This is a genomic window from Rhodanobacter sp. BL-MT-08 (genome assembly GCF_054161255.1).
This window is the reverse complement of sequence record NZ_CP167872.1, coordinates 340,892-367,685: the sequence shown is the minus strand read 5'-3', so window position 1 is coordinate 367,685 and position 26,794 is coordinate 340,892. Positions and strand designations below refer to the sequence as shown.

The 26,794-nt window shown below is 56.0% G+C and carries 21 protein-coding genes; 6 read left to right on the top strand and 15 right to left on the bottom strand.

The genetic code is table 11. The features are described from left to right. Nucleotides 1–1,011: 1,011 nt before the first annotated feature. The 3 genes from ACDK93_RS01490 to ACDK93_RS01480 all read right to left on the bottom strand — a co-directional run bounded on the left by ACDK93_RS01490 (nucleotide 1,012) and on the right by ACDK93_RS01480 (nucleotide 3,310). Nucleotides 1,012–1,113 (bottom strand): transposase, encoded by a 102-nt coding sequence (locus tag ACDK93_RS01490; protein WP_458072317.1) that lies wholly within the window; start codon nucleotides 1,111–1,113, stop codon nucleotides 1,012–1,014. A gap of 267 nt (nucleotides 1,114–1,380) precedes the next feature. After that, the gene (locus ACDK93_RS01485; RefSeq protein WP_458070820.1) at nucleotides 1,381–2,337 is read right to left on the bottom strand and encodes a VOC family protein; all 957 of its coding nucleotides are present in this window, start codon (nucleotides 2,335–2,337) and stop codon (nucleotides 1,381–1,383) included. A 79-nt stretch (nucleotides 2,338–2,416) separates the two neighbouring features. Continuing rightward, a complete protein-coding gene (locus tag ACDK93_RS01480) occupies nucleotides 2,417–3,310 on the bottom strand; it encodes a fumarylacetoacetate hydrolase family protein (protein WP_458070819.1) in 894 nt (297 codons plus the stop codon). 125 nt (nucleotides 3,311–3,435) lie between these two features. Here ACDK93_RS01480 and ACDK93_RS01475 point away from each other — a divergent pair, with 125 nt between their 5' ends. Both ACDK93_RS01475 and ACDK93_RS01470 read left to right on the top strand, forming a co-directional pair. Continuing rightward, nucleotides 3,436–4,137 (top strand): GntR family transcriptional regulator, encoded by a 702-nt coding sequence (locus ACDK93_RS01475; protein WP_458070818.1) that lies wholly within the window; start codon nucleotides 3,436–3,438, stop codon nucleotides 4,135–4,137. Between the two features lie 65 nt (nucleotides 4,138–4,202). After that, entirely contained in the window at nucleotides 4,203–4,976 is a 774-nt protein-coding gene (locus ACDK93_RS01470) for an alpha/beta fold hydrolase (RefSeq protein ID WP_458070817.1), read from the top strand. A gap of 88 nt (nucleotides 4,977–5,064) precedes the next feature. Here the strand turns inward: ACDK93_RS01470 and ACDK93_RS01465 are convergent, their stop codons facing one another. The 6 genes from ACDK93_RS01465 to ACDK93_RS01440 all read right to left on the bottom strand — a co-directional run bounded on the left by ACDK93_RS01465 (nucleotide 5,065) and on the right by ACDK93_RS01440 (nucleotide 12,239). Then, on the bottom strand, nucleotides 5,065–6,411 hold the full coding sequence (locus tag ACDK93_RS01465; RefSeq protein ID WP_458070816.1) for an MFS transporter: 1,347 nt from the start codon (nucleotides 6,409–6,411) through the stop codon (nucleotides 5,065–5,067). Nucleotides 6,412–6,469: 58 nt separating this feature from the next. Then, entirely contained in the window at nucleotides 6,470–8,104 is a 1,635-nt protein-coding gene (locus ACDK93_RS01460) for an FAD-dependent oxidoreductase (RefSeq protein WP_458070815.1), read from the bottom strand. A 102-nt stretch (nucleotides 8,105–8,206) separates the two neighbouring features. Next, on the bottom strand, nucleotides 8,207–9,115 hold the full coding sequence (locus ACDK93_RS01455; protein WP_458070814.1) for a SphA family protein: 909 nt from the start codon (nucleotides 9,113–9,115) through the stop codon (nucleotides 8,207–8,209). A 66-nt stretch (nucleotides 9,116–9,181) separates the two neighbouring features. Continuing rightward, on the bottom strand, nucleotides 9,182–10,009 hold the full coding sequence (locus tag ACDK93_RS01450; RefSeq protein ID WP_458070812.1) for an alpha/beta fold hydrolase: 828 nt from the start codon (nucleotides 10,007–10,009) through the stop codon (nucleotides 9,182–9,184). 278 nt (nucleotides 10,010–10,287) lie between these two features. Beyond that, on the bottom strand, nucleotides 10,288–11,208 hold the full coding sequence (locus ACDK93_RS01445) for a LysR family transcriptional regulator (RefSeq protein ID WP_458070811.1): 921 nt from the start codon (nucleotides 11,206–11,208) through the stop codon (nucleotides 10,288–10,290). Nucleotides 11,209–11,663: 455 nt separating this feature from the next. Next, entirely contained in the window at nucleotides 11,664–12,239 is a 576-nt protein-coding gene (locus tag ACDK93_RS01440) for a nuclear transport factor 2 family protein (protein WP_458070810.1), read from the bottom strand. Between the two features lie 178 nt (nucleotides 12,240–12,417). On the opposite strand from ACDK93_RS01440, the gene ACDK93_RS01435 reads away from it, so the two are divergent. From ACDK93_RS01435 to ACDK93_RS01425, 3 genes are all read left to right on the top strand, one after another. Beyond that, on the top strand, nucleotides 12,418–13,377 hold the full coding sequence (locus tag ACDK93_RS01435; RefSeq protein WP_458070809.1) for a LysR substrate-binding domain-containing protein: 960 nt from the start codon (nucleotides 12,418–12,420) through the stop codon (nucleotides 13,375–13,377). Nucleotides 13,378–13,413: 36 nt separating this feature from the next. Next, on the top strand, nucleotides 13,414–13,581 hold the full coding sequence (locus ACDK93_RS01430) for a diguanylate cyclase domain-containing protein (RefSeq protein ID WP_458072316.1): 168 nt from the start codon (nucleotides 13,414–13,416) through the stop codon (nucleotides 13,579–13,581). Between the two features lie 400 nt (nucleotides 13,582–13,981). Continuing rightward, nucleotides 13,982–14,392 (top strand): hypothetical protein, encoded by a 411-nt coding sequence (locus tag ACDK93_RS01425; RefSeq protein ID WP_458070808.1) that lies wholly within the window; start codon nucleotides 13,982–13,984, stop codon nucleotides 14,390–14,392. Between the two features lie 701 nt (nucleotides 14,393–15,093). Here ACDK93_RS01425 and ACDK93_RS01420 read toward each other — a convergent pair. From ACDK93_RS01420 to ACDK93_RS01400, 5 genes are all read right to left on the bottom strand, one after another. Further along, complete coding sequence (locus tag ACDK93_RS01420) at nucleotides 15,094–16,416, bottom strand: MFS transporter (RefSeq protein WP_458070807.1); 1,323 nt, start codon at nucleotides 16,414–16,416, stop codon at nucleotides 15,094–15,096. Nucleotides 16,417–16,539: 123 nt separating this feature from the next. Further along, complete coding sequence (locus tag ACDK93_RS01415; RefSeq protein WP_458070806.1) at nucleotides 16,540–17,076, bottom strand: hypothetical protein; 537 nt, start codon at nucleotides 17,074–17,076, stop codon at nucleotides 16,540–16,542. Further along, nucleotides 17,069–18,871, bottom strand: a complete 1,803-nt coding sequence (locus ACDK93_RS01410; RefSeq protein ID WP_458070805.1) for an alpha-amylase family glycosyl hydrolase — start codon at nucleotides 18,869–18,871, stop codon at nucleotides 17,069–17,071. The genes ACDK93_RS01415 and ACDK93_RS01410 overlap by 8 nt, the downstream gene beginning before the upstream one ends. A gap of 128 nt (nucleotides 18,872–18,999) precedes the next feature. Beyond that, nucleotides 19,000–21,546, bottom strand: a complete 2,547-nt coding sequence (locus ACDK93_RS01405) for a TonB-dependent receptor (protein WP_458070804.1) — start codon at nucleotides 21,544–21,546, stop codon at nucleotides 19,000–19,002. 258 nt (nucleotides 21,547–21,804) lie between these two features. After that, a complete protein-coding gene (locus ACDK93_RS01400) occupies nucleotides 21,805–22,863 on the bottom strand; it encodes a LacI family DNA-binding transcriptional regulator (protein WP_458070803.1) in 1,059 nt (352 codons plus the stop codon). Nucleotides 22,864–23,299: 436 nt separating this feature from the next. Between ACDK93_RS01400 and ACDK93_RS01395 the strand changes: the two genes are divergently transcribed. Continuing rightward, entirely contained in the window at nucleotides 23,300–23,572 is a 273-nt protein-coding gene (locus ACDK93_RS01395) for a DUF3253 domain-containing protein (protein WP_458070802.1), read from the top strand. An 819-nt stretch (nucleotides 23,573–24,391) separates the two neighbouring features. On the opposite strand, the gene ACDK93_RS01390 is transcribed toward ACDK93_RS01395, so the two are convergent. Continuing rightward, entirely contained in the window at nucleotides 24,392–26,563 is a 2,172-nt protein-coding gene (locus ACDK93_RS01390) for a PAS domain S-box protein (protein WP_458070801.1), read from the bottom strand. Nucleotides 26,564–26,794 lie beyond the last annotated feature (231 nt).

The following is a 26,794-nucleotide window of genomic DNA, read 5'->3' as shown; positions in this document are numbered from 1 at the left end:
ATGGCATCCATTGCGTTACTGAGCCCGCTGGCCAGTAACGTATATAAATGAACTGACGCAGTTCTCATTCGAGAACTTATGGTTACTTGCAAAACCAAAGCCGATCTTCAACGGAGTATCCGTTACTACGCTCTCGTCAGGAGCCCCTTAATGTCGCCAAAGCTTGCGACTGAAACATCGCTGCATACCAGACGCCAGCGACTGAACTTCACCGTAGGCAAAACCTTCCCCCGGTTCGGGCGCTTTAATCATCCGTGCTCTGGAGGACTACCGCAATGCACAAAAGATAGCCCAGATCACAATTTGGAAAGTATCTCCAAATAACGCGGCGCATTCGTCTTCAGCATGACTGGTATTCGCGGCAAATCTTATCTTCGTTTTCGTAGCAGCTTAAGTCAGCCCTCTTTTTTTGCATCGTCTTTGTTGGCAAAAAGGCGGCGCTGTCTGTAATCAATCAATACGGGTGAAACCGATTTTCAGTCGCTCCCCAGATTCGGTCTGTTTCAGGACACCTTTGCATGTTGAGAAACTAATGCCTGTTCAGATATTCGCCGGTTGGCAAGCCATTGAAAGATTTGATGAACGGGTTATCAGCGTATTCCTAGACTAGGAATTTCTATCTACTCTCCGGCGTACAAGAAGCAAGATGTGTATGTGGAGCGCTCCGTAGCGAGCGCGAAGCTCAGCGATCTTGCAAATCCGCGTGAGCAGCGAGCGTCCAGAAAGGGGGCGAGTGCGCCGGTAGTACCACCCCGTCAACGACAGCCGCATGAGCGAACACGAGTGACGATTGCTTATGCCTTAGGTGTGCTGAAGCTCGCCGGCCAGCGCCTTGCGCTGGGCTGGCCTCAGAGCTTTTTTGAAACACATCCTGCAACATCGCCTTTTCCAGGCTCAGGTCTGCAACGAGCTGGTTGAGCTTGCGATTCTCCTCGTCCAACTGGCTAAGACGGCGAAGCTCCGACACGCCTAGTCCACCGTATTTCTTTTTCGAGCTGGAAACGTGGCTTCTCAGACGCCCATCTTTCGACAAACCTTCGCGACGGTAGTGCAGCTTTCGGACTGGCGCAGCGCCGACGCAATCTGCTCTTCGGTGTACTTGCTCTTTTTTATGGCAAAACAGCTTTCTGGTGAGGGTTAGTTTTGCCGAAAAAATCTACTTTCAGACGCAACAAATGGCAGTGAAGAGGTCAAAGCTTTCGCCGAGATTTCCTCAGTCACGGCAAAACTAGGATTGCGGCCGAAGCGTAGTGTTGTCTTCCGAGGCTCGCGTGATCACGCGGGTAACGAAGCATGATCGCAAGCGCCTCACAGACATAGCTATAACCAACGATGATGATGTCGTAAATTTTTGTATCGTACTCAGCGCGCCTCGTTTCGCTATTCCGACACAACAGGCCAAGCTGTCGATACTTCCGTGTTGGTTACGAAATTGGGTAACGGGGGTGGACCCCACAGATACAGCGAGTCCTCGGCCGGATGATCTCCTGCTGGCCATGCATAGCCCTCAGGAACAAAGTCGATGTCGGCAGAGTATTCGCAGAACGATCCCCAGGGATCTTCGATGTAACAGAAATAATTGGAGCCCAGCACGTGACGACCAAGACCCCAAGCTCGGGTGAAGCCCGAGGCCTGCATTTGCATCCAACCGCGTCCGACGTGCTCAACATCTGGAACGTCCCACGATGAATGGTGCCAACCCCGGCGATGTGATTTAGCGAACGCGACAAGATGATGATCGCTGCCGTGACGCCCATGCATGAATGCAATGATGTCCGCCGATCTGTCCGATAAACCCAGCCCTAATGCTTGGGCATAAAAACGCACCTGTGCGTCTACATCGGCGGCAAACAATAAAACATGTGACAGACGTGTGGGATGCACACTCTCAAAGTCAGCACGGTTGGTGACGCCTCTGTCGACACGCTCGCTCCGTGTCAACACGCTTTCCGCGCGAAGATCCGGCGTCTTTTTGGGACCTACGCGCAACTGCAGTAGGTTGCCTTCCGGATCTTGAAACCACAGCCCATCGCGATATCGCGCTGTTGGATGGGGTGCAGTCATTACCGCGCGGGTCTCCATGACCTGCGCTGCGATCGTTACGAAGTCCTCTTCATAGCAGTTGAACGATAGATAGGCCAAATGCTTGGTGTCGTCTGCAATGACGCGGCCCCATACATGCTCGTCGGACATGGTGCGAAGCAGTAGCTCGTCACTTCGCTCCTCCACAATCAAACCGAACGATGAAAAGAACGTTTTAGCGACTTCCAGCGCAGGAACAGCGAGCGTGAAGTGATCGATTGAGTGAATAGCCGCTGGGTTAGATAGGCTGAGCATAGATGGCCACTCGGTTGATATGCGTAGCAGTGGCATGTAGGCAACAAGCGCTCATGCCACTGCACTGATGTCAGGAATATTAGGCTGCCTGCTGGCCTGCCGCTTGCAAGTGCGCGTCTTCATCAACGATGAGGTTTCGCAGCGTGTCAAAGCCGTCTACTTCAATTTCGCAAACGTCGCCGGGCTTCATCCACAGCGGGGGCTTGCGCGCAAGGCCAACTCCTGCCGGCGTACCAGTGACAATGAGATCACCGACCTCAAGCGTGAACGCGACGCTCAGGGTCTCAATCAGCGTCGCGACGTCGAACACCATGTCGTCGGTAGATGCGGACTGCACGATCTGCCCATTGAGCTTCGTGCGTAAGTGGAGGCCCCGCGCGCCGGGTGGAAGTTCATCCGCCGTGACAAACTCTGGACCGAATGCGCCGGTGTGGTCGAAATTCTTGCCGACTGTCCATTGCGGCGATTTGAACTGATAGTCACGAATGGAGGCATCGTTGAACAAGGCGTAGCCGGCCACATGATCCAGCGCGCGCTCTTTGCTGATGTGACGACCGGCCTTTCCGATGATGGCCACCAACTCGCCCTCATAATCCAGCTGTTCAGAGACCTTCGGACGGACAATGGGCGCGCCGTGACCGATCAAGCTCGAATTGAATCTCCCGAAGACGGTGGGATAGTCCTGCGGCTTGAATCCGCTCTCGCTCGTGTGGTCGGCGTAGTTCAGTCCAATGCAGATTATTTTGGGCGATCGCGACAGCGGCGGAAGATAGTCGATGTGAGCTAGGTCTATGGCCTGCGCTCTCAGCAGTACCTCCGCCGCGGCGCGCAACGCGTCGTTGCCGGTCGCAAGTAGGCTGTCGAGCTCGCCTGGGTATCGCGAATCACCCTCGTTCAATCCGTGCCAACCACCATCGGCGTGTTTGGTGGCCAGACCTTTCCCTTGGGCGTCGTTGAAATGTATGAAGCGCATAACTGTTCCTCTGTCATCAATCGACAACTTGCTATCACCTGGTGCATTTGTCAACTAAAAATATATTTTTTAAGATAAAGTCATATTTTACTTTGCAACATAGAAATTATCGCTAGACTACGGCTATGCCTAATACAGCCTTTCGTGTGACCCAAAGCCTGACCGAAAAGGTCTACCGCGACCTTCGCGCGTCGTTGCTCGCATGCCGCATCGCGCCGGGTGAGAGGCTGAAAATTGCAGATCTCTGCGAACAGTGGGATGTAAGCCTTGGTGCGGTGAGGGAGGCTCTATCGCGACTTAGTTCCGAGGGCCTGGTGATAACGGAGCCACAACGGGGATATCGCGCCGCGCCGATTTCCCGCGAAGAGCTCCAGGACCTGACGCAGGTGCGCATTGAAATTGAGAGTCTCTGTCTCCGCCGTGCATTGGAGGTGGGAGATCTCAGCTGGGAGTCAGCCGCTGTTGCGGCATTTCATACGCTTGCCCATACCCCAAAGCATGGCGGCGACGATCCGCTGATGCTCAGCGACGCCTGGAGCGAGAAACATGCGCAATTTCATGAGTCGCTCGTGGCAGCGTGCGACAGCCCAACCTTGACGCAAATTCGTCGTCAGCTGTACGCACAAAGTGAGCGGTATCGTCGACTTTCCATACCGCTGGCTGAAACCGATCGCGACTTGGTGGCGGAGCACCGCGCGATGCTCGATGCGGCGCTCGCGCGCGACGCCGGTCTTGCCGTCGCATTGATGGCAGGACACATCCGACAAACGACGCAAATTTTGCTCTCAGCTATCGCGCCGAACTCGCTCCATACCGAAAATGCCTGATCGCTTTCGACACACTCGGTTATGCGTAGGCAGCTGCACTGACCATTTTTGATGGGGAAGACGTGTTGATCAACGATTCGATTCACATCACACATTGGGGTGACGTCGGTCCGAAACTTGTATTGATACACGGCAGCGCTCAAGGCAGCATTGTCGGTGGAGATACATGCTTTTCTAACCAAAAGTCGTTGGCTGCCAGAGGCTTTCAGCTGGTCGTACCGGATCGACCTGGACACGGAAAGAGCCCTGCGCCCGGTCGTCCAGACGATGCTCGACTAGACGGCCAATGGATCGCTGAACTGTTTGATGACCATGTTCACGTGGTCGGCCACTCCTTCGGCGGCGCCTGTGCGCTCAACGCGGTCTCTCGACGTCCGGAGAAGGTGCGCTCACTCACGCTGATTGAGCCGGCGATGTTTACCCTCGTCATGGACGATGCACGCGTACGCAAGTTTGTCCTTGGATTGCTCGCCACCAAGTTTTTCTCCTTCTCGCCAACACGCCGTGTGCGCGGCTTTGCTAAACGCATGCATATCCCAACGGATATCCATGGCGGCGCCAGCGACGAAGAATTGATTCGGATGGACAAAGGCCTATCGCAGCTCAAGCTCCCTACCAAAGCGGCACTGGGACGTGAGTTAGGGATTATCAAAGAAGCACGAGTTCCCTTGTTGGTTGTAACCGGAGGCTGGAACCCCGCCTTCACGGCTGTGGGAGATAGGGTGTCGACGATGGGCGGCGGTCGCCATGTCATTGTCCCGTCGCCGCACCACTTCCCTCAGCTTGCTTCCGACCAGTTCAATGAGCTCCTCATTACTTTCGTGCAGGCTAACGCCTAGCCAGCCCTGCCTGCCGCCGCAGCGATACGCTGGTCGTTTAGATGTAGCGTCTAGCTAATGCGCGCGCCATCGGCGGACCTACCATGGATCAGACGACCTGCCGGTTATCGTTCACGGCACTTCGGTGAGCGCCAACAAGCATCGACGTCGCAATCGCGCCGATGAGAGGCGCGAGCGCCGCGCACAGAAAGAGTTTGGTATCGGGCCATCCTGCAGCGGTGACCGAGCTTGCGAACAACGGTGCGAGGACTTGACCGAAGCGTCCCATACCCATCGCCCAGCCGACACCCGATGATCGAATGGCCGTGGGATAGGTCAGCGATGCCAGCGCTACTGAACCAGATGCTGAAAGCCCCACCGACAAACCCAACACCATCATGACCAACGATATCGACACCAACGACGTGGCGGCAAAACCGAGTGTTCCCGTAGCGCAGGCACCCAACAGCATCGCCGGAATGAGAATGCGCCGGGCACCAAAGCGGTCAATCAACCATCCTGCACTCGCCATGCCGATCAGCGCGCCCATGCTGTTGACGCCGATGACCACCGACGACTGACTTAGCGCGATGCCGTGTCCACGTAGCAGCGCCGGCATCCAGTACACGATCAGCGCGAGCGTTCCGAAAGAGGTAAAGAAAGGTGTCCACAATAGTAAGGTGGCCATCACGCGACCTTTCGCGAACAGATGCTTCAAGGGTGTGCCCGTGATCGGCACTTCGTTCCCTACAAGCAATACACCAACCGGAAGCCCAGGCTTGATCCTTTCGACGATCGCTCCGATGCGCGATTGGTCCGCACGGCTCGCTAGCAGGAAGCCGATCGATTCGGGGACCCATCGCCAGAGCGCGCCCGTGACAAGCAAAGGAACGATGCCACCCACCAGAAAAATGGCTTGCCATCCGAGGCGGGTGAGGATGTAAGCATTGAGAAAGCCACCGATGGCTCCGCCCAGAGGAAATGCTGCCCAAATCAGGCTGGCTACCATCGCGCGTCGGCGGCTAGGCGCGTACTCGGACGCCAGTGCGATGAAGCATGGCGTGGCACCCCCTAAACCCAAGCCCGCTGCAAATCGTGCGGCCAAAAGCGTCGGATAGGAAGTGACATGCGCTGTCGTGAAGGTGAACACGGCAAATACCATCACTGCCGCAATTAAGATGCGCTTGCGCCCGTAGCGATCACCCAGCGGACCAAAGGTGAGCGCACCGATCATCGCCCCGAGAAGCGCAGCAGAAAAGATTGGGCCAAGCGCTGACTTCGCCAATCCAAGGCTATCTGCAATAAGTGGCGCGGCGACAGCGATCGATAAGCTGTCGAGGCCGTCCAGAAACGCCACCAGCGAACAAAGGCCAATCACCAAGACTTGGAATCGCGTTACCGATCCGTCATCGATGAGGTGTGACACATTGATCAATGTTAGTTCTCTGACCGTCATGCGATGGCCCCTGAATAGATGGTCGCTTTTGTGGATGCGTCGGGATCTTACGAGCGCACTAAGAAGTGCTGACAACGGCACCGATCGAGCGACGCAGTAAATTGGCAGCAGACGATGGAATCGCGTCCCCACGCCAAGCGACGTGTTGGTCCGGACGAATGAGTGCAAAGCGCGCGCCGTAACGTGCGCGAAGTCGTGGATCACCGGGACTGGCCACCGTCAGAGGTACATGCAATGCCCCGGCGGCGTCTCGAAGGGGCAATGCATCATCTGGATCACCGTCGCAGACCAGCAAAGTGAAGCCGTGGCCGAAATGGTCATAAAGGGACGTCCCGTCCGAGAGCCACAAATGCGGGGCCAGACAGCCCGGATAGGCGGATGGTGCGTACAACATGTAGTGCTCAACAGGCGGCGGGCTGTTCTCGACGGCGATAACAGGCGAATCCGCATAGCGAGTACCCAACACAATCCCAAGCGTTTTGAATTCACGCTGCTTGGTCGCCTGGATGATCTCTGCAACCTCTCGCCGCGTAGCTTCGCCGGTTGTTGAGTCGTCTTCTAGACCGGGACGTACCAGCTGATTGCCCACCGTCCCATAGTTGATCACTGACTCCGCGATCGTGCGCTCATGCACAGGGCGCCGCTCTTGCTCATAGGAAGCCAAAAGCATCGGACCTCCCCATCCTTGCAAGGTAGCGGCGAGCTTCCAGCCGAGATCAACGGCATCGCCAATGCCCATATTCATACCGAAGCCACCAAACGGCGGATGTAAATGGCAGGCGTCTCCCGCCAAAAAGACGCGATCGAGCGAATATCGGTCCGCCACCAACTGATGCGCAGTCCAGGGATCGTTACCAATGATCTCGATCACCAAGTCGTGCAGGCCAGTGCCACGTCGAATCAATTCGATAGGATCGATACTGGCCGGATCCACATCGTTAGCCAGCTTGGTAGCCATGAAAAACCACAACCCATGTTGATCCATGGGGCCCAACAACGACGGAACATCTTCGTTAACCATCCAATACATGATCGCGTCGCCGTGCGAATGACGCGCCGACAAGTCCGGTGCCCGAAAAATAATGCTGTGATTCCGGAAACTTTGGCCTGCGCCCTCCATTGTCGCGCCGATTGCGCTGCGTACGAAGCTGCGCGCACCGTCTGCACCCACGAGATAGCTGGCATGAACCTGACGAACAGTGCGGGTGTTAGTCTCCCTGACCTCTGCAGAAACGGACGAGGCGGTTTGTGTGAGCGACACCAGTTCCGTGTTGAAGTAAACCTGCACCACAGGTAGCGAGACGGCCTTTTGCCGAAGCACCTCTTCAAGGATGTACTGCGGAACCCATTGAGCCTCCTCCGAATAGAGATCGTTGCGCTCACGCTTTCCGTTGAAAGCGTTCTCAAAGCGCGTCAAGATCGGCCCGTTCATGCGCGTGGCGAAAACCACGTCGGGGGGGTAGTCTGGCGCGATCGGCGAGGCTTCACGCAGCGCGTCGGCGATGCCCCAACGACGTAGGTGTTCTCGTGTCCTTACATTGGTGGTTTTGGCTCGCGGACTGTATCCCACGCGATCATTGCGTTCTACAACACAGCAACGAATACCGCGCTGCCCTAGCTCGATCGCCAGCGCCAAACCCACCGGCCCGGCACCCACGATAATCACGTCGAACTCGCTGTCATCGGCACTCATTTAAAGACACTCTCCAGGAATGACACGTTTCTCTATGGTGTAACGGTGATAGCCAGCGCAGACGTTCGGAGCCTGCGAACATTGGAACGCGGCGTTACAAAATCAGTCGGAAGTATGGGAATTGGGCCGTGCGCGGATCGGCGTGAGCGGCAACGTCAAGGACAGCCAGTAATGGGTGCCCTGCGTGGTGCTTCGCGCATACACATCAGAGGTGATCGAAGCGCGCGCAATGAGTGGACCAAACCGGTAGCTGACTAACGCACCCAACCCGACGGCCTTGATGCGCCCGAATGTGGGCCGTGCTGGCCCATATGCAAAACCATCATTTCGATCGTTTGTGGTTTGATTTTGGTAATAAGCGATCGGCCCGATGTCTAAACCACCGATGTTCTTCGTCGCGGTAAAGTCGAGTGAGAAAATATTGCCGCTCTTATAGTTCGTCGTTTTATCGGCTTCGTTGAAGTCAAATAAGGCATGTGCTGTCACGTCCCAGCCATTATTCAAATAGCTAAACGCTAAGGACTGCTCGTACGTCGTGAAATTGTCACGCACTGCTTTATCGCCCTCCGGTAAGTAGATACCTTCTCCGATAGAGAAGAACGTACCGGGTGCCAACGTCCACGCCAGATTGAGCGGAGATAGATACGGATTGTCCACACCGCTGTTTGCTGCATGTACGAGGCCAGATACGCGAATGTCGACAAACGGTATCTGCGCAATCGCCTGAAACTTGCCACCGAGAATGGTCCAATCCGGCGCAAAGTGAATCTGTGGAACGTTGGCAAAAACATCGATATTGATGCCGGTCTTTTTCCCCGATGCATCAACTACGCGGGCATCGTAATAGTTCGTATAAAAGTCGACGTAGAACGTCGCAGGAAGAATCGTTCCCGTTGGTATGCCGGAGGTGACGCCGGCGGGATATTGCGGAGGAACGCCTGGCTCAATCGCGTGTGCGCTCTGCACTAGCAGCGCCAGTGCCATTGCAGCCGTCATGTAACGTACTTTCATTATTCACCTCCCCGTGAATACGATGGATAAGGTTTTTTTCTGTTTTGCCGTTGAATACGGCGTCGGTCACTGGGTGGACGGACGGCTTGATGGCAGCTGTTGCGTGGGGCGCCGGGTTGCCTGGGTCATGAAATCGACCAGTGTTTCATTGAATTGACGGGATACCAGCTGCGGAAAATGGTTTGGCGAAGCGATGAGTTCGTGGCGCCCGCCACCGAGATTGGCGATGGCTTCGCCGGTCGCGTCGAACGCTGGACTCCAGCCACCCGTCACGACGAGCAATGGGATGTTTGCCGCCTTCAACACATCTAGTTGTTCACGTAAGCGATCGGGTGATGGCAACTTAAGTTGACGCAGTCCCATGCCCATGTGGTCCAGTTCGTCAGCACTGGAACCGCCCCGTATTTCTGGGGGAATATTGACCAACTGAGCAAAACGAATGGCGAGATCGGCCGTGGAAGTCGCGTCGCGGTAAACCCCTGCCATTGCCTTGAGGAACGGCTGGACCCTCGGATCGCTTGCGGCAACAGCATGCATCGCGGGCTCTATCAGCGTGAGCGACAGAACGGCGTGTGGATTTCGCGCAGCGGCTGCAAGCGCCACGCAGCCGCCAAACGAATGACCCACTAAATGACTACGTTCGCCGAGGAGTTGAGCGACCCAGTACCCATCTTCCTCGGCGTCATCCGGGCGACCGGGAGCGGGACTTAGTCCGTGTCCAGGTCGATCGGGAACAACCACTCGCCACCCTTTAGTCGCGAGAAGCGCTTGGCGAGAAAAATGGCGATCGCCGCCGACTAAACTTCCTTGAGCGCTGCCGTGAACCATCACGACGCCCGGGTCGAACCAGCCTTCTCGAGACCATTGGGTTAGATGAATGGACGAGCTTGTCACGCCGGCACTCCTAATCAGTGGGTGGCGCGGCTCCGACACGAAGTCAGTGAGCGGATGCCGCGGCTGCATAAGCTAGGGCGGCACTGGGTTCAACATAAAGATGGCAAATCGATCAGGCTGATTACGTTTAGGTATCGCTCTTGGAGCACCTAAACGGCTGCCTGACCTCGAGCGGGCTTGAGAGGGTGTAGCCCTCGCCATTGCCGCAAGCTCTCCGGCGTGTAGAAATAACCAACTCTCTGCAGTCATTTGCAGACTGAAGCGAGTCCAAAGAGGATTTATGTCGCAGCCTTCGCGGATCTCGCGGGCTTGATGTGCACTGCAGCGCGACGGATTAGATCGCAAAAATATTCTGCTGCGGGTGTCAACGGCATGCGGCCGCGCTGAATGATGCAAATGGGGGGTGCGATCAAGGGCTCAGCGACACGAATAGTTTGAAAGGCATCTTTCGTCGGAAGAAAGTCTTCCCATTGCCGCGGCAGCATCGTCAACATATCCGACGCCAGCACGGACACAATCAGCGTCAGCGCTGAGTGTGCCTGCAACACTAGCTTCGGTGCAGGCAGCGCGTGGCTGCTAAAAAGGGGTCCCAGCTCGTGTTCACGGTTGGCTGTAATGGAGGTGGTGATCCACTCTGCATCAATGAGGTCACGCAGGTGCTTTGCCTTAGCCAACGGATGTCCGCGGCGACACAGGACTACCCGCGTGTTGTCGAACAATTTTTCAGAGATCATGCCGCTCGGTAGAAACTCTGGCGGCGGCCCGATATAACAATCGATGGAGCCATCCATAAGTTCAGTCGCGACCGTTGCGAAGACCGCATCAATGATGTCCAGATGGACTTCTGGATAACGATCCCGGAATGCAGGTAGTACCGCCGGTAACATCGCCATGTGCGCGACCATCGAGAGCGCCACGCGAACACTGCCGTGGGCGACACCTCGCATTTGATTAATTTCATCGCGTGCGCGATACAGCTCATTACTGATCGCTTTGGCTCGACGCAAGAAAGCGGCCCCAATGACCGTGAGGACAACGCCGCGCGCGTGTCTCTCGAAAAGCGGCGTGCCAACTTCTTTCTCCAACTCTTGAATGCTGCGCGTCACTGCCGGTTGTGCAATTCCTAGATCACGCGATGCTGCACGCAAGCTTCCTTTTTGAGCGACAGCCAGGAAGTCGCGGAGGTGGTGGAACTTCATGACTAGATGCCCAGGTCGACCTAGCTTAGGTATACGTAGGCAGGCAATTGAATCCTGCTGCAACGCAATATATTTAAGATAAAAAAATATATTATACCCGATGGGCCAGCTCGCGCAGCTGCGCGTAAGTTGCGTAGATCTTGACGGGCGTCTCCTGCGACATCGTGCAGACCGCAAGATATCGCTGGAGCAAGTGCCGCTCAATAACCCGCGGGGAGGCGGGTTTGGAGCGTTTTAGCTAACCGGTTTAGTAGCGCTTTTGTTACTGGGTTTGACAGCATTTTCGTTGGTCGGCTTGGGTGTGGAATCGGCGGCGGGTTCGACGGAAAACGCCCCCTTCAGGTTGCAGGCGTTCGTTTGACAGATTTCATGCGGTAGCCAGAATCAAGTCGACACCGTTCTGTATACAACATTAAATGCGGAACCCTCTCCGCGAGGGGATTACGTTCATCGAATCAGCGTGCCAGCCATGCCTCGCCATCGGCTTTCATGCTTTTTTCCAAATCGCTCCCCTTCGTCGCAAAAACACGTTCCACGGGAAAGCCGCTTTTATCGAGCAGGTAAGCGAGTGGCGCGTATTCATGTGGAAAGCGCTTGATCGTATCTCGATCGATCTCTACAGCGCCGCGCGGAAACGTAAACGACCCCATGTCGTAAATACTTTGGCGCTTCAAAATCTTCCAGACGCCACCGCGCTTTTCGACCAAATCGTAGAAGCGATTATGCGATACACAGCCTAAGCCAAGCTTGATACTTTCGCCGACAATCATGGCGTTGGTTTCGACGACAGCCTTGTCACCGCAGAAGGTAACTACGGGCGAGGCGATAAAATGCTTATTCTTGAAATCCGACGTGACCATACGCATCGATGCGTCAACGAAGTCGCGGAAGTTCCCTTCGAACCAAGTCACCTCAATCGTTCCATCGGGGTGAAAAAGTTCACGCAAACTGTCCCACTGAGCCAAATCTCGACGCATCCAAGCGGTCATGAGGTCGGCGATGTTTAGACAGTCTTCCCAATACGTTTGCATCGTTCGGTCCTGTGGTCTGAAAAAAGATCGTAGCTGGAATCGTGATTAACGAAGAGGTGCAACGCGTCCACGCAGCGCAGGCTTCTCACCGCAACGACGACAAGAATCTCGCTTTAGATGTATAAGTTCCAATAGATTAATTTGAGCAATTCATCATTTTTTATGATCGAGGTAAATCATGGATCTACGCCATTTGCGGTATTTCGTTGCCGTAGCCGAAGAGGGTCATTTCGGACGTGCAGCAAAACGGCTTCACATCGTTCAGCCTGCACTTAGCATGCAAATTCGCGCATTAGAGAATGAGATTGGCGGCGCGCTGTTCGTCCGCACCAGCCGACGGGTTGAGTTGACCGAGGCAGGCACCCTCTTCCTTGTGGAAGCTCATCGCACGATTGAGCAATCTGAACGCGCGAAGATGATCGCGCAGCGCTCGCTGCGCGGTGAAATTGGCACGGTGCGAATTGGTTTTGCCGGCATCGCGGTTCCGACCGGGAAGCTGATGGGTGATGTTCGCGAGTTTCATCAACGTTACCCGACAGCAGAATTGGAGTTGCGAGAGGTCACTCCGCAGCTTCAGGCCAAAGCCATACTCGATGGTGACATGGACATTGGCTATTGCCCCAGCGTGGACTTCACGTTCAATCGCGAATTGACGGCAGAGCCGATTGGAAATTGGTCTATGGTTGTCGCGTTGGCAAGTGATCACCGCCTGGCGAGCAAGGTCCGCTTAAGCGCCAATGACCTTAGATCGGAACCCGTAGTGCTGTACGCCGCAGAAGAAGATAAGAACGGACCACTTGCCAAATTACGCGACTGGATTGGCGGAGAACCCGCGCGGATATATCGCGTTCCCAATACGGTTACCGTATTGGCGATGGCTGCTGCTGGTTTGGGATTGGCCATTGTCCCCACGCCTATCGAGCAAGTGGCCATACCTAATATCACCTATCGACGACTCATAGGCTCCACTATGCGCGCCGATCTGTTTCTCATTAGCCGGACCCGCGAGACAAATGGTGCAGTACGCGCGTTCCTAGAGTTGTCGCGTCGAAACCATTTTCATTCAACGAAGCGATCAGCTAAGCAGAAACCATCGTCCTCACGACGTTTGCTGATGCCTACTGAATCAGATGGATAACGGTGTAACAGGCCATTCTCCGCGTTGAAAGGCTGGGTGGGACAGTCGCGGATCATCTTCATTCCCACGTCGGGCATTGGTGACCGACTGCTTGTAGCCATCGGAGCAAGGATTCGAAGCGTCATTCGTTTAGATGACTTCGTGGCTCGTCTCGGCGGTGACGAGTTTGTCGTACTTGCGTACGGTACCACGCAGCATTGCTGAACATACGGCTGAAGTGTTCAAGACAAAGCTGCAAACTAGGTGTGCGGGGCACTTCCAATCAGTGGACCAAGTGATCGAATACGATAGCCCGAGTGGGGGCGTGGTTATCACTCGGGAGCGATGCACACGATTCGGCAGCACTGCTCGCCCTAGCTAACGCCGCCATGTACGAGACCAAGCGCTTACGTAGTCAAGTGAAGCATACTGACTGATACTAAAACACTATGGCTTCAGGTAAGCGCGCCTAAATGAGCTATCTTTTTGAGAAACGGTACGGTAACTATGGGACCTCGGCAGACCGATCGCCTTTGGAGTCTGAGTAAAACAATCTCAGCTGCCAAAGCGTGTATGGTGGTGCTTAGATATGTGTATGTAACAACTAGCAAAGCAGGCAAGGCTCGTGAGCACACCGAATAAGCCTTTCGATGCGGAGAAACTCGCGCCCCCCAAGGCTTTGGTCGTCGAGGACAACATGCTTGTCGCTGAAACAATAGCCGACGGCCTGGAAGTGTTGGGCTATTCACCCGTTGAAACGGTAAGCACAGTGAAAGGCGCGCTTGATTCCGTCGCCGACGAGCCGATTGAGCTCGCCGTGCTAGAAACCGACGTGAGAGGTCATTCAACTGAAGCAGTATTGGAGGCGCTAGACGCAAAGGACGTAGCGCACGTCATCGCATCGACCGAAAGTTGCGATGCTCTTTCGACTGAGGGTACTTATCTGCAAAAGCCTTTCAGCTTCTTCCAGTTAAAAAATGCCGTCGCGAAAGCAGCTAGACAGGTATCGCAACGTATCTCGAATCGAAAGCGCTGAATCGCCCTGCACTACCTGGTCTCCTCTTCGTTATCACCCTTAAAACTGAATTTTTTAAGCATCCGGCTGATACAAGCGTCGAACCACTCACGTTCCGCTATCGGTACCCGCTTCGACATGTCGTTCGCTCGAACTAAGAAGTCCTTCAAAAATCGCTCGGTGGTGACATAACTTTTAGCAATAACTCTCATATGCAACTCAAATGCATCGAGATCTCGTTGAAGTTGTTTCCGAGAAATAGTCATGCCAAAAATGTCCCAGCTTTAACCGCAAAGATAGACATTGCGCATAAAGCTTGAATGAACGCCATCGAAGGTATGTGCGACTTTGTCGAGGGTGTTGAACTCACGATCGAGAAGGTATGAAGCTCTATTTCTTTATGTCGCGATCTGTACCAGGGTTTATCAATCTTGTGTGCTCAATCCCGGCATTTGATTCGCTGCAATTCAACAAATGCTGGACGGACCGCTCTCTTCATTTTCAAAGCGCTGCTCTGCTCGAAATTGGCCCAGGTCGCAAAATAACGTCGCACGCGATGGCTGGCTCATGGGACCGCTTAGAATGGCCTCTTTTGGCCAGGCGGCCAGCTCAACAAAAAACGATCAGCTGGAATATGCCGAAGCCTCCGGGTGTGCAAGGTTCGTGCGAAGAGTGCGTGCGCTCGGTACTCTTTGCGGACGAACGGGTGCGCTGCCGTACGATCAATCGATGCGATAGTCTGACGATTGTGGGCAGGCTACACGCAACGACAGCGCCGCGCCGATCATCAAGCCAAATCCCGCCACGCGTATCACGTTCTGCGGATTGTCACCTAGCACGTGGTGGTAGACCATCGGAATTGTGATGATCTGCAGAAGCATCGGCGCGACGATGAACATATTGAAAATGCCCATGTAAACACCCGATCGCTCGGGCGGAATACTTCCAGCCAACATGGCATAGGGATTGCCCATCATGCTTGCCCAAGAAAGTCCCAATCCAATCATCGGCACAAAAAGCAGCATCTGGCGATGGATCATCGGCAGCGCCAGCAGTCCGATGCCACCCAGGGTAAGACAGGCCGCATGCAACTTCTGCGGGCCGACTCTTCGCGCAAGCGGGATCATCGCAAACGCACTCAAAAACGCCACAAAATTATAAAATCCGCCGATCTGCCCATTGATCAACACCGCCTGACTGAAGCCAGCCGTACTCGATTCAGTGTTCCCGAACAGCGTGCGTGCCAGTGACAGCGGCACATACTCCCAGTAGCAGAACATCGCATACCATTGGAACAGCATCATCACCGCCAGCTGTCGCATCGTTAAGGGCATCTTCTTGATCGCATCACGGACCTCAGCGAGGGTAGCCGCCAGCGAACGCGGCGCCCCGCGAATACGTGCCCGCTCCTCTTGCGAAAGCGGAAGCTCGCGAGTAGTCAGCGTTGACCATGCAATCGACACAGTCGAAAACAGCGCACCGATGACAAATGCAGCCACCACAACATACGGAATGCCCTGCGCATTGCGCGCTGCCACGTCCATGCCGCAGAACACCAGTAGTGAGGGTGTCAAATAAGCGAGAGTCTGGGAAAGCCCGGTGAAGGCACTTTGCGTAAGAAAACCGACGGCATGCTGCGAGTGATCTAATTGATCGCTAACAAACGCACGATAGGGCTCCATCGTCACGTTGTTGGCCGCGTCGAGTATCCACAACAGGCTCGCGGCCATCCACAAGCTTGAGCTGAAAGGCATCGCCAGAAGACAGATGCTGCATATCAGCGCGCCGATCAGAAAATATGGAGTGCGGCGTCCCAGCCTAGAGTCGGTGCGATCGCTCATCGCCCCAATCATTGGCTGCACCAGCAGACCGGTGATCGGTCCGGCTAGCCACAGATACGGCAGGCTGCCATCGTGCGCACCGAGATATTTATAAATCGGACTCATATTGCTCTGCTGCAGGCCAAAGCTGAACTGGATCCCAAAGAATCCGACATTCATGTTCAGAATTTGCCAGAAACGCATGCGTGGCTTGCAAGCTATCATCTCTCACTCCGTCGATCGTTTCGCCAGGCCACCCGCTGCAGCGCCGGCGCCGTCCGCACGCGCCAACGGGTCTGCAGACCTGGTACTAGCCAACACGGCAGGCAAGCTGGTAAGGGGCCATATCTATGCGCTAGCTGCAGTTGAGGCCCTCGAATGCCGTGGTGCGTTCGAGCGGTCCTGCGCAGAACAGCCACACGGAAAAGTCTTTCGGCCGCCGGTCTTTAACGCCGTTTCGAGGGCGTCGCGGCCGGCCGCTCCGCGCAGGACGAGCGTACCGGAGCACAACCAGTCATGGTCAACGCAGTGATGACCGTTCAATACCGTGGCCACGGCGGCCTCGGCATCAATGCAATCGAAAGCCTGATGCATGGAAATAAATAAGACGTACCCGCCGGCGTGCTCACGTACCCCCACGCGCGCCGTGCGGCCGTCGGGCTGAGAACCACGCGGTCTCAGTCCGCAACGCGCCACCGTTGCACGCAACTGCTGACCGCTTTCATCATCACCCATGCGGGTAATCATCCGCGACCCCATTCCTAAAGCCGCCAGATGAGAAGCTACGTTGGACGCCGCGCCGTCAAGCACCAACGCGTCTTCGAATGCATAGTCGAGTGCCTCACCGAACGCCGCTGGCGCGTGCGAAAACAACGGCTCAGCCATACTCTCGCCAGCGCCACAGCGTAGCCCACGGCTGCAGCATGCGGATATGCGCAGAAAACTTCTCTGTTGCCGGATCCACCCCACGTGCGAAGCCGTCCGACCACGCGTCTCCAGCGCCAAGTGCGGTCAAATCTATCTGCACCTCGCCAGCTGAAAAATTGAATATAGCCAGCGCGTTTGCGCCACGGTGCAAGACCAGCAGCGCGGGGTTGGCGTGTTCCGCCACCGACACGACCTCTCGTGATGTCCCCGGCAGTTGTCGACGCGCGGCAATTAATGCCTTCAATGCAGTAAACGTCGCCGTTGGCACACCGACTCCCTTTGCCAGCGCTGCCAGTGCATCCGACGACAGAACCGGGCGCTGAAGCCATCGCCCATCTGCGGCCAGCCGCATGGCATCTGCCGGATCGTTGTTGCTGTACTGACCGAGCTCGTCGCCCATGTAGATCAACGGCACGGCACCGACCCAAAACGCCAGCGCGTGTAGCATCACAAAGCGGCGTAGTGCTCCTGGCTCGATCGACGCCAGCGGCTGTTTGGGAAAGCCTAACAGCGCGGCAGCCATGCCGTTGGTGCCGTGGACGGCTTCAGCGTGCTGCGCCTGGAAGGCCGCCCCACGCGCAAAGCTGCCAGGAGTTCTCCCCTCCAGAAAACCAGTGACCGGGCTCATGCGACTCTCGAAGTTTCCCCCCTCGGCCTCGATCTGCGGTCGCAGCACACCCCAGACAATGTCATCGTGGCATCTTACGTAGGTCACCCATCCACAGGCGTCAGGTAGCACTGAAGTTTCAGCCAGCAGCTTGCGCGGCAAACCTGCGTGACCCTCCGCAAGCGCTGCCCAGGCGGATGCCATCAATCCACTATGGTAGGCAAGCTGGCATTCTTTGCCGCGCAATGCGCCGCGGCCGAAGTAAGCGCGCACCTGTTCGGTCGGCACGATTGCCTCGGCTTTTAACAGCACGCCCGGCGCGACTAGCTCAATACAAGCCCGGAGCGCTGCCAGAAGTTGGTGCACTTCCGGCTCGTTTACACATCGCGTACCCAGCCGCTTCCAGAGGAAGGGGGCCGAATCGAGCCGGAAGACTTTGACACCCCGGTTGGCCAATTGAAGCAATGCGCGAGCCATCGCAGCAAAAACCGGTGGGTGAGCGTAGTTGAGATCCCATTGGAACGGATAGAACGTGGTCCAAACCCAACCGCCCATCGCCGGTATGTGGGTGAAATTTCCGGGGGCCGCCTGCGGAAAAACTTCGCCCACAGTTTCCTCGTAAGCATCCGGTAGCCGACGATCGGCAAACACGTGAAAGAACTCGCGCATCGCGGGGTCGCCTGCCACAGCCGCTTGCGCCCACGCATGATCGTCAGCGACATGATTGAGAACCAGATCCGCGCACAGGCTGATGCCCGCATCCTGAAGCTGCGATGCCAGCTGCTCGAGATCATCCATCGTTCCGAGCGACGGCTCGACATCCTCGAAGCTGGATACCGCAAAGCCGCCATCACTGTCGCCTTGCCTGGCCTGAAGAAATGGAAGAAGGTGCAGATAGTCCACTCCAAGCGCACGCAGGTGCTCGATGCGCTCGCCGACTCCTGCGAGCGTGCCTCCGAAGCGATCCACGTAGGCCGAATAGCCGACCATGTGCTGAGCTAAAAACCACTCGGGTTGCTGCACCCGCCTCCGGTCAAGCTCGACGAGTGAAGCTGGTCTCGCTGCAGTAAGCCGGCCAAGGTCTTCAAACAATCCGGCGAGCCACCCGGCAAACCCATCAGCGTTTTCGTAGACTTTGGCCAGCATCCCGACAAGCTCTGGTCCAACTTGATCAAACCGCCGAGCGGCTTCCGCACGACGGTCGCCGGGCGCCTTCGCAACGAATCGCTGGCGTAGTTCGGCGTACCGGCCGGTTTGCTCGTCTTGCGTTCCAATCACAGGCTGTAGCGCCAGCTGGCATAGACTGTGCGGCCAAGAATGGAACGGGCAGTGTTCAAACCGTTCGCTGTCACGCCGCTCGGACTCTGATCAATTTCAGTCAGACCGACCGCATTGAACAGGTTATCCGCTTGCAGCGATACGGTCATGCGCTGGGTAATGTCATAGCGTGCAAAAGCGTTGACCTGTGTATAGCCTGGCATGATCAGTCCGTTCGGCTGCGAGGCATAGGACTTGGTAGTGCCAATTACGGTCGCACCGACGGTTACCGGGCCGAAGCGGTAGCTAGGATTGACCTGCCAGACCCAATGCGCCTGACGCTGGGGATCATCGCCCACGTCGTCGGGAGTGATCTGGTCCCGGGTGATCTGCGAGTCGGTGTAGGTAACTCCACCGCGCAGGCTGAAATTGCCGTAATCGAGTGAACCCTCAACCTCGAGGCCCTTGGACTTATAGTCACGATTGATAATCGGATTGGAAGGAATCGTGACGTCTTGGTTCGTCTCCTGTGTGGTCGCGTAAAACGCGGTGACAAAAAGGCTGGTGTGCTGCGTGCTCCACTTCACCCCTGCTTCGTCCTGTTTCACGACGTTCACCGCCACCGCAGTCGGCACGCTGCCGTCGGCGAGCACGCCTCCGCCGAACAGAAGCCGATCAGAGTTAAAACGCGCACCATCGCTGATCCGTGCGAACAGCGCCACGTCGCTGCTTAGAAGGTAGTTCGCGCCGAACGAATACTCGAGGTGCTTCTTGTTGTAGTTTACCGGTGAGGCGTTAGCGAGGTTGACCACCTGCACCGTCTGCTCGGGCACCTCGATGATGCCATCTCCGTTGACATCCAGTGGCACTGCTGACGCACCGGCGTAGCTGCCGCTGGCTTTCATGTAGTCGTAGCGCACACCGCCATCGAGCTGCCAATTACCAGGCTGCCAACTCAGTGAAAGGTACGGTGCGTTCATTGTGTAGTCGACGTTCAGATACCGGCTGCAGCAGTTGCCGAAAACCGGCTGGCCGTAGGCAACCAGACCATTCTGCGTTACAGGCTGCCCGGCCGCATTGTAAACATTGAGCAACACCGCATCTTTGCCCTGCACGGTCTCTAGATACTGGTTCCAGTGCCAGTCCTGCTCGATCGTCTGGTCGGAATGGTAATAGCCCAGGAGAAGGTTCAACGGACCCGCATTGGTGTCGAAGGCGCGCTTGAGGGTGAGGTTGTTGGTCGTATTGTTCATGTTAGGCAGGCTGACGTTAAACAGCAGCGTATTGGACGCCAGGCCGTTGCCGCCGACGGTTGCCGCATTCGCGGCTTGACCGGCACGTGGTCCGGTCGCGTAGGCCAGTGTGGCGCCAGGACCACCAATAGCCTCGGCAGCGGATGCCGCTGTCTGTACCGAGCCCGGATAGGGGCCGACGAAGTCACCCGAGTTGTTGGCGACGCGAAACTGCTCATCCAACTTCCAGTCGTCGCCAAGGCTAAATTCGCCCAGTCCGCCGATCGACGCGACCTTAGAATGATAACCGTCGGAAATATTGGTGAAGATCCGGCTACCATCGGCGCCGACCGCAAGGTCATGCAGAAAATACGGTGACTGAAGAGCACCGCTCTGGACATTGAAACCCGGCAGCGAGCTGACGCTAGGATTGCTGTTGCTGCCCGTGATCGACAGCGGCACTGGCAGATATACAGGCGACTTGTCATCCAGCAACTGGAAGTTCAGACGCAGAAACCCGCCGTCAATATCGTGGGTCAGGTTGCCCATGAGCTGGCCCCCTTTTTGCGCATCGTAACCGACGTCCTTCTGCCCCGATCCATCTCGCAGGTAGCCGCCAATGTGAAAACGTGTGGTATCGGACATCGGCTCGCCATAGTCGAAATCTAGGCGTTTGGCGTCGTAATCCAGACCAGTGGTGACACCGATGCTTCCTTCCTTTTGCTCGCCCGTCTTGGTAATAAAGTTGATCACAGCGCCAGGCGCGTTGCTGGCAAATACAGACGACGAGCCGCCTCGCACAACCTCAACGTGATCGATGTTGTAGTCCGGGCGCAGAAACGTGTCGGGCGTAGCGAATGAGATGTCGCCGAACTCCAAGACCGGCATCCCATCCACCTGAAACTGCACATATTTGCCGCCACCTGAGGCAACCGGCAAGCCGCGCACAGAAACATTGGCATTACCGTCGCCACCGGAAGACTCCGCGCGAATGCCTGGAATATTTCGCAAGATATCCGCGGCATTTTGCAAGCCGCTGTCAGTGATTTGATCAGCCTCAAGAGAACTCACCGACACGCTCGAGCTCATCTTGCTCAGAGCACCCGGCGACGCGGTGACTACGGTCTGATCGAGGTTGACTGCCTTGTTGTGGTCGGGCTTGTTTTGAGCGGTAGAGTCCTGCGCGCCTGCCGTGTTGTTGGCCTTCCCGGTAGCGGGCGCGGCCGTCGGCGCAATGGAATTCTCCGTGCTTTGCGCCACCGCTCCGATTGGCAAAAGAGCCAACATCACCGCGGCGGCAATCACGCGCTTGCGAATTGCATCAATTTTCATCGTGCATCCCCTTCAAGTTATGAAGCAGGCTGGCTATCACTTCGCGCTCGCCTGACCAGGTGTTTCGATCCCCGGGCGGCATGCTCGATCGTTATGCAATCGATTGCAACTTGCAGCGCAACATATTTAAACGTTGCTCTACAAGCTGCTTAGACAGGAATTACAAGGCGGCCTGGTAAATTATTGGCAACGATTGCAAACGTTGAGGCGAGACGGATTGGCGAGGTCACGCGTTATGTCAAGATCGTCCGATCGCTGTCAGTAGGCAGCCGCAGCCTGACTGCTTTCCCGCACAATTAGCTGGGTTTCAAGCATTGCGGGAGATGGCATGGCCTGCCCGTCGATCAGGCTCAAAAGAGCACTCACCAATAGGGCGCCGGCTTCGTGGATGGGCTGGCGCACCGTGGTGATGGGCGGATTGAAATAGCCTGCGAGCTCAACATCGTCATATCCCACCACGGCGACATCCGCCGGTATGCGGAATCCGCGCTCGCGTAGGGCACCGATGGCGGCCATGGCGAGTAAATCGCTGCTTGCGAAAACTGCGTCCAAGGTCGGATTGGCATCGATCAGGGCGAGCATCGCCCTGCGTCCGCTGTCGGCTAGAAACGAGGCCGCAGCCTGCTGCTTTTGTTTCAAAGCCAACGCATTCCTGCGCAGGCATTGCGCGAAGCCTCGGTAACGCTGGGCGACCTCAGGCAGCCCTGCATCACCAAGAAAAACCATGCGGCGACGGCCTTGGGCAAGCAAGTGCTCGGCTACTAGACGTCCCCCAAGGAGGTTGTCCCCACCGACAACGCAGTACTTTTGGCGAGGCAGGCGCGCGCCCCATACCACCATCGGCACGCCACGATCTGCCATGGCATTTAACTGGTCATGATGACGCCACTGTCCGATGAGGACCAATCCAGCGGCCCTGCCGCCGTCGATAAGCGCGGCTGCCATGTCGAGTCGGTCCGCGTCCAAGCGCGACAACAGCATTTCGTAGCCTCGTTCGGTAAGGGCATCGGCGAGACTGCCGATGATTCCATGCAGAAAAGGATCAGCAAAGCTCTGGCGACTGGCTGCTTCATAGGGAACCACCACAGCAATGGTTCGCCTGACACCGGAACGCAGGTTGGTCGCCACACTGTTGATGGTGTATTTGAATTGTTCTGCTAACGTCTGAATCCGCGCACGAGTCTCGAGATTCACCAACAAGCTACCGCTAAGGGCCCGGGAAACGGTTGAGGTGGAAACACCGGCAAGCCTTGCAATATCAGCCATCTGCATGCGTTGATGAAGAGATGTCCGACGCGGCTTCTTTGCACGATTCATTTACGATCAATCCTAAAAACGGCGCTTGGTAATGTGATTTTCGCATGCCCAGATTGCGGCGTTCGTTTGGTTTACTGTACGCCCCGGGAATTGACGTGGATGCAACATAGCCGTTCGCGTAAAAACAGACTGCTGGTAGTTATGAAAGATTAGTAACTTCGATCTGGGCTCCTTCCCGGTGAATCGCGTTCTCGTTATCCAATCTGTTCGTGGCAGTTGTCAGACGCCGCAAGTATGCGAGTTGAATTAACGAATGGCTCATCAGGCTGCTCACGTCCTCTCTAGCTTAGCAAGGTAAGAATTCAACCTGTTCAGCATTTTCTTAGAGACTAGCGAAACGGCCAGAAACTATCCCCTACGAGACTTACTAAGGGTGGCCATGCGAAGCCGGAGTTAAGCGGCGGCGGTTGCCATTGGAGACCACGAGATCGTCACCGTGTCGTCGATAGTTTTACCCGTGCGAATTGCCGGCAAAATTGTCAACCTCTTCTCGACGCGTTGGCCAGAGGCTGCAATCTGCCCGTCAGATGTTGCGCGCGCACTGATTGATGGAGAGATGGCATGGCGGGCAATGAGGCCAGCCGTTCGCGAGGCGGCAGCCGCCTTGGCTCGCTCAGGCCGCATCGTTATCACGCAAGGCGATCAGCAAATTGACCCCAATGATGCATATCAAGGCCCTGCCCGGCTGCTGCGGGGGCTCGCATTCTGATGAGCGCATAGAACACTCACCGCGAAAGGCTGTAACCGGCTTCGCCAGAAACTGCGGGGGTGACGCTACGATCTGCCGATGGAAATTTGCGGTAAGTATCCTGAAGGCGGCAGCTCTTCGGTCCCCTTCGATATAGCTTCCTCCACCTCATGTGGCGAGATGGGCTGCACGAGGCATCGGACATCCAGCATTGCCTTTGCGCGCACGTAGAGTTCGTCAGTGGGCTTCATACGGCCTTTGCGTACTTCTCGCTCCGCGATTTCCCGAAGCGCCAGTTTATTAACTCGTCCAGACAAGGTTGAAGCTTCACTTACGAGGAGGCATCTGAACTGGGTCTCGTGGAGCGTTTTCAGCCTGCGAAGCTCTTCGAAAGTGGAAGCCTGGTTTTCCAGGTGTCGACTGAGACTGATGCGCATGGTTAGAAGCTGATCTCTGCGCTCTATCGACTCCGCTCGGGCATATTCGGCCCTGATCCAACCGCGCACCTTTTGGGCGATGAAGTATAGGTCGTGATTTTCCTGCCCGTCACACATAAGGGCTCCGTACCGATATGGTTGACAAAGATGCGTAACATAAAAGTACCCGGGGCCAAACAAAACTGTGTGAATGCGATAGCAAAATTAAGTAAACGCAAGCCCCACTTGGAAATTCCCCCTCCGTCTATGCGTTCCTTTCCGAAGAACACTAAACGAAGCGCGCTCAATATCGGGCTAACGGCAGCCGGTCGACCTCGTCAAATACATTCCATATAACGAACCTAATGAATGGCTCATCATCACTAAACCTTAGGGTTCGACCGCGACAAATTTGGCGTACCGGCTAATGCGTCGCAGAGCGTGCCGCCCGAATCTCATACAAACGCCTGTCGGCCTCCCGCAAAGCCGAGTCGAGCGGCGAATCATCTTGTCGAATCGCATGCCCTAGACTGAAGCCGATTGGCGCCTCGGCTCGTGCAGCGTGGATGCGGTCGATGACTGCGGAAGTTTCTTGCTCGTCAGCCCCCTTCAGCAGCAGAACGAATTCGTCCCCACCAGTGCGGATAACCACGTCCTGAGGGCGCACGTGTGCCGCAAGGAAGCGTCCCATGGCAACCAGCACCTCGTCCCCACGTTGATGCCCATAGGTGTCATTGACCAGTTTGAATCGATCCAGATCAACGGCGATACAACCCCATGATTCGTCGGGCCTCAAGCTAGTGGAGAGTTCATCGAGATATCGGCGATTGAAGCAGCCGGTCAGCGAATCGCGAACGCTCCATTCCCGCAATTGTTTTTCGTAGCGATGACGTTCCGTGAGGTCCTGGGCATGTGCCAGCACGAAAGGCTCGTCCCCTTCGTCATCCAGTCGGTTGTGGTAGCTCCATGTGCGCTGTGAGCCGTCTTTAGCCGTCAGTCGCATCAGCCCGTTATCTTTACCCACTCGCCGGATGCGCAACAAGTACTCGTCAAACAACTTATGCAATTCAGGCTGCATAAGTTGCTTGAAGGGCAGACCAATGAGTTCGGCCAAGGAGTAACCCAAAGCCTCCCCCGACGCCGGATTGGCTGAAAGAATAATGCCTTCCAAATCGTGGGTGCAGATCAAGCCGAGGCTATCTTCGAATAACTTCCGAAAACGCCTCTCGCTTAATTCGAGGGATGCGACCGCGCGTTTGCGGAATGTCACGTCCTGAAATGCACCGACGAGGCGGCTGGCTGTCCCTTGCTCAAATTCCACATGGCCCACGGCACGAACCCATATAGGGCGACCCAAGGCTGTGATCAGCGGTAGCTCAAGATCCCAGTCCGTCGCCGCCGTCATTCCCTTTTGCACAGCCGCCGCCATGACCTCGCGTGCTTCCGGTGCATAAAAGTGGATCGCCTCCTCAACCGTAGGGTGATACCCCACCGGAAGATCATGGATCAGACACGTCTGGTCGGACCAAGTGAGTTCCTGGGTCGCAAGATCCAGTTGCCATCCGCCGATACCCGCCAGCTTGCCACTGCGCTCTAGCAGCTCTTCGCTGGCTTTCAGTTTTCGCTCAATCTCTTTGCGTTCGGAAATATCGACAAGCGTGCCAAACATCCACTCTGGCGCCCCCGTCTCTAATGTGCTGCTTACGCGACCACGAGTAAGTACCCACACCCAGTGGCCGTCCTTATGCCGCATGCGCGTTTCGGATTCGAAAACGGAGCGACTGCCGGCAAGGTATTCGCTGAGTCTTTGTGCGACGTGCTCCCAGTCGTCGGGATGAGTGAGCTTCATCTCAAGCTCGGCCGCCTGGTTCCCCGTCACCGTAAGTTTTTGCAGGGTGCTGACGGAAAGATTACGCAGTTCGTCGATCGAATAACCAAAAATCTGCGCCCATTCCTCGGTGACGATGAATTTGCCGGTAGTAACGTTCCACTCCCAAACGCCGGCATGCGTGGCTTCCAGGATGCGCGCTAGCTTATCGCGGTCCTGGAAATGGGTGTTTTGGGTATGCGCTTCACGTCGCAAAGCTTCATTGCGCTCAAGCGCGATTGCCCGCTGCTCCAAAGCTTCCGCTGCAGCGTCGGCAAGCTGTGCCATAACTGCAGCTTGATGCTCGTTTAGGCGCCGCGGACGGGTATCAATCACGCACAATGCCCCCATACGCAGACCGTCCCTAAGGACGATGGGGGCTCCTGCATAGAAACGAATATGAGGATCGCCCGTCACCAAGGGATTGTCGGCAAATCGCTCATCGCCGCTGGCGTCAGGTATGACCATCAGGTCATCGGAGCGAATGGTGTGGTCGCAGAAAGCGACGTCGCGCGATGTTTCGGACGTACCTTCCAGTCCAACATTAGCCTTGAACCATTGGCGCGTCGCATCCACTAGCGTAATCAACCCAATGGGGACACCCACAACGAGTGAAGCCGCTTTTGCAAGCGCATCAAATAACGGTTCTGCTTCCGTATCCAGAATACCCAAGGAAAGCAGTCTTTCCAGGCGCTCGGGCTCATGGCGGGACGTGGATGCTCGTTGCATGGGATGGTCTCTTTAAACCCCAGAGGCTCGGAAGGGACTATAAACGGTTTAGCTTCGCTTGCTTATACGACGATGGCGCGGCGACGGATGACGCTGGTGGAATGTTTTTATTCGTTTAGAAATGCAGGCAAAGAAGCGGCCGATGACGAAATGGTCATATTTCGACAATAACGGGCGGCGTCCATGGCATTTTCTGAGCATGGCGAGCTTTGCAGGCTGGGCAGTCGCATT

Bases quoted from the DNA above. Each gene is read 5' to 3' on its own strand.
- ACDK93_RS01485 (WP_458070820.1), bottom strand. From the start codon at position 2,337: ATGCTCAGCCTATCTAACCCAGCGGCTATTCACTCAATCGATCACTTC.
- ACDK93_RS01480 (WP_458070819.1), bottom strand. From the start codon at position 3,310: ATGCGCTTCATACATTTCAACGACGCCCAAGGGAAAGGTCTGGCCACC.
- ACDK93_RS01475 (WP_458070818.1), top strand. From the start codon at position 3,436: ATGCCTAATACAGCCTTTCGTGTGACCCAAAGCCTGACCGAAAAGGTC.
- ACDK93_RS01465 (WP_458070816.1), bottom strand. From the start codon at position 6,411: ATGACGGTCAGAGAACTAACATTGATCAATGTGTCACACCTCATCGAT.
- ACDK93_RS01460 (WP_458070815.1), bottom strand. From the start codon at position 8,104: ATGAGTGCCGATGACAGCGAGTTCGACGTGATTATCGTGGGTGCCGGG.
- ACDK93_RS01455 (WP_458070814.1), bottom strand. From the start codon at position 9,115: ATGAAAGTACGTTACATGACGGCTGCAATGGCACTGGCGCTGCTAGTG.
- ACDK93_RS01445 (WP_458070811.1), bottom strand. From the start codon at position 11,208: ATGAAGTTCCACCACCTCCGCGACTTCCTGGCTGTCGCTCAAAAAGGA.
- ACDK93_RS01440 (WP_458070810.1), bottom strand. From the start codon at position 12,239: ATGCAAACGTATTGGGAAGACTGTCTAAACATCGCCGACCTCATGACC.
- ACDK93_RS01435 (WP_458070809.1), top strand. From the start codon at position 12,418: ATGGATCTACGCCATTTGCGGTATTTCGTTGCCGTAGCCGAAGAGGGT.
- ACDK93_RS01420 (WP_458070807.1), bottom strand. From the start codon at position 16,416: ATGATAGCTTGCAAGCCACGCATGCGTTTCTGGCAAATTCTGAACATG.
- ACDK93_RS01415 (WP_458070806.1), bottom strand. From the start codon at position 17,076: ATGGCTGAGCCGTTGTTTTCGCACGCGCCAGCGGCGTTCGGTGAGGCA.
- ACDK93_RS01410 (WP_458070805.1), bottom strand. From the start codon at position 18,871: ATGCTGGCCAAAGTCTACGAAAACGCTGATGGGTTTGCCGGGTGGCTC.
- ACDK93_RS01405 (WP_458070804.1), bottom strand. From the start codon at position 21,546: ATGAAAATTGATGCAATTCGCAAGCGCGTGATTGCCGCCGCGGTGATG.
- ACDK93_RS01400 (WP_458070803.1), bottom strand. From the start codon at position 22,863: ATGAATCGTGCAAAGAAGCCGCGTCGGACATCTCTTCATCAACGCATG.
- ACDK93_RS01390 (WP_458070801.1), bottom strand. From the start codon at position 26,563: ATGCAACGAGCATCCACGTCCCGCCATGAGCCCGAGCGCCTGGAAAGA.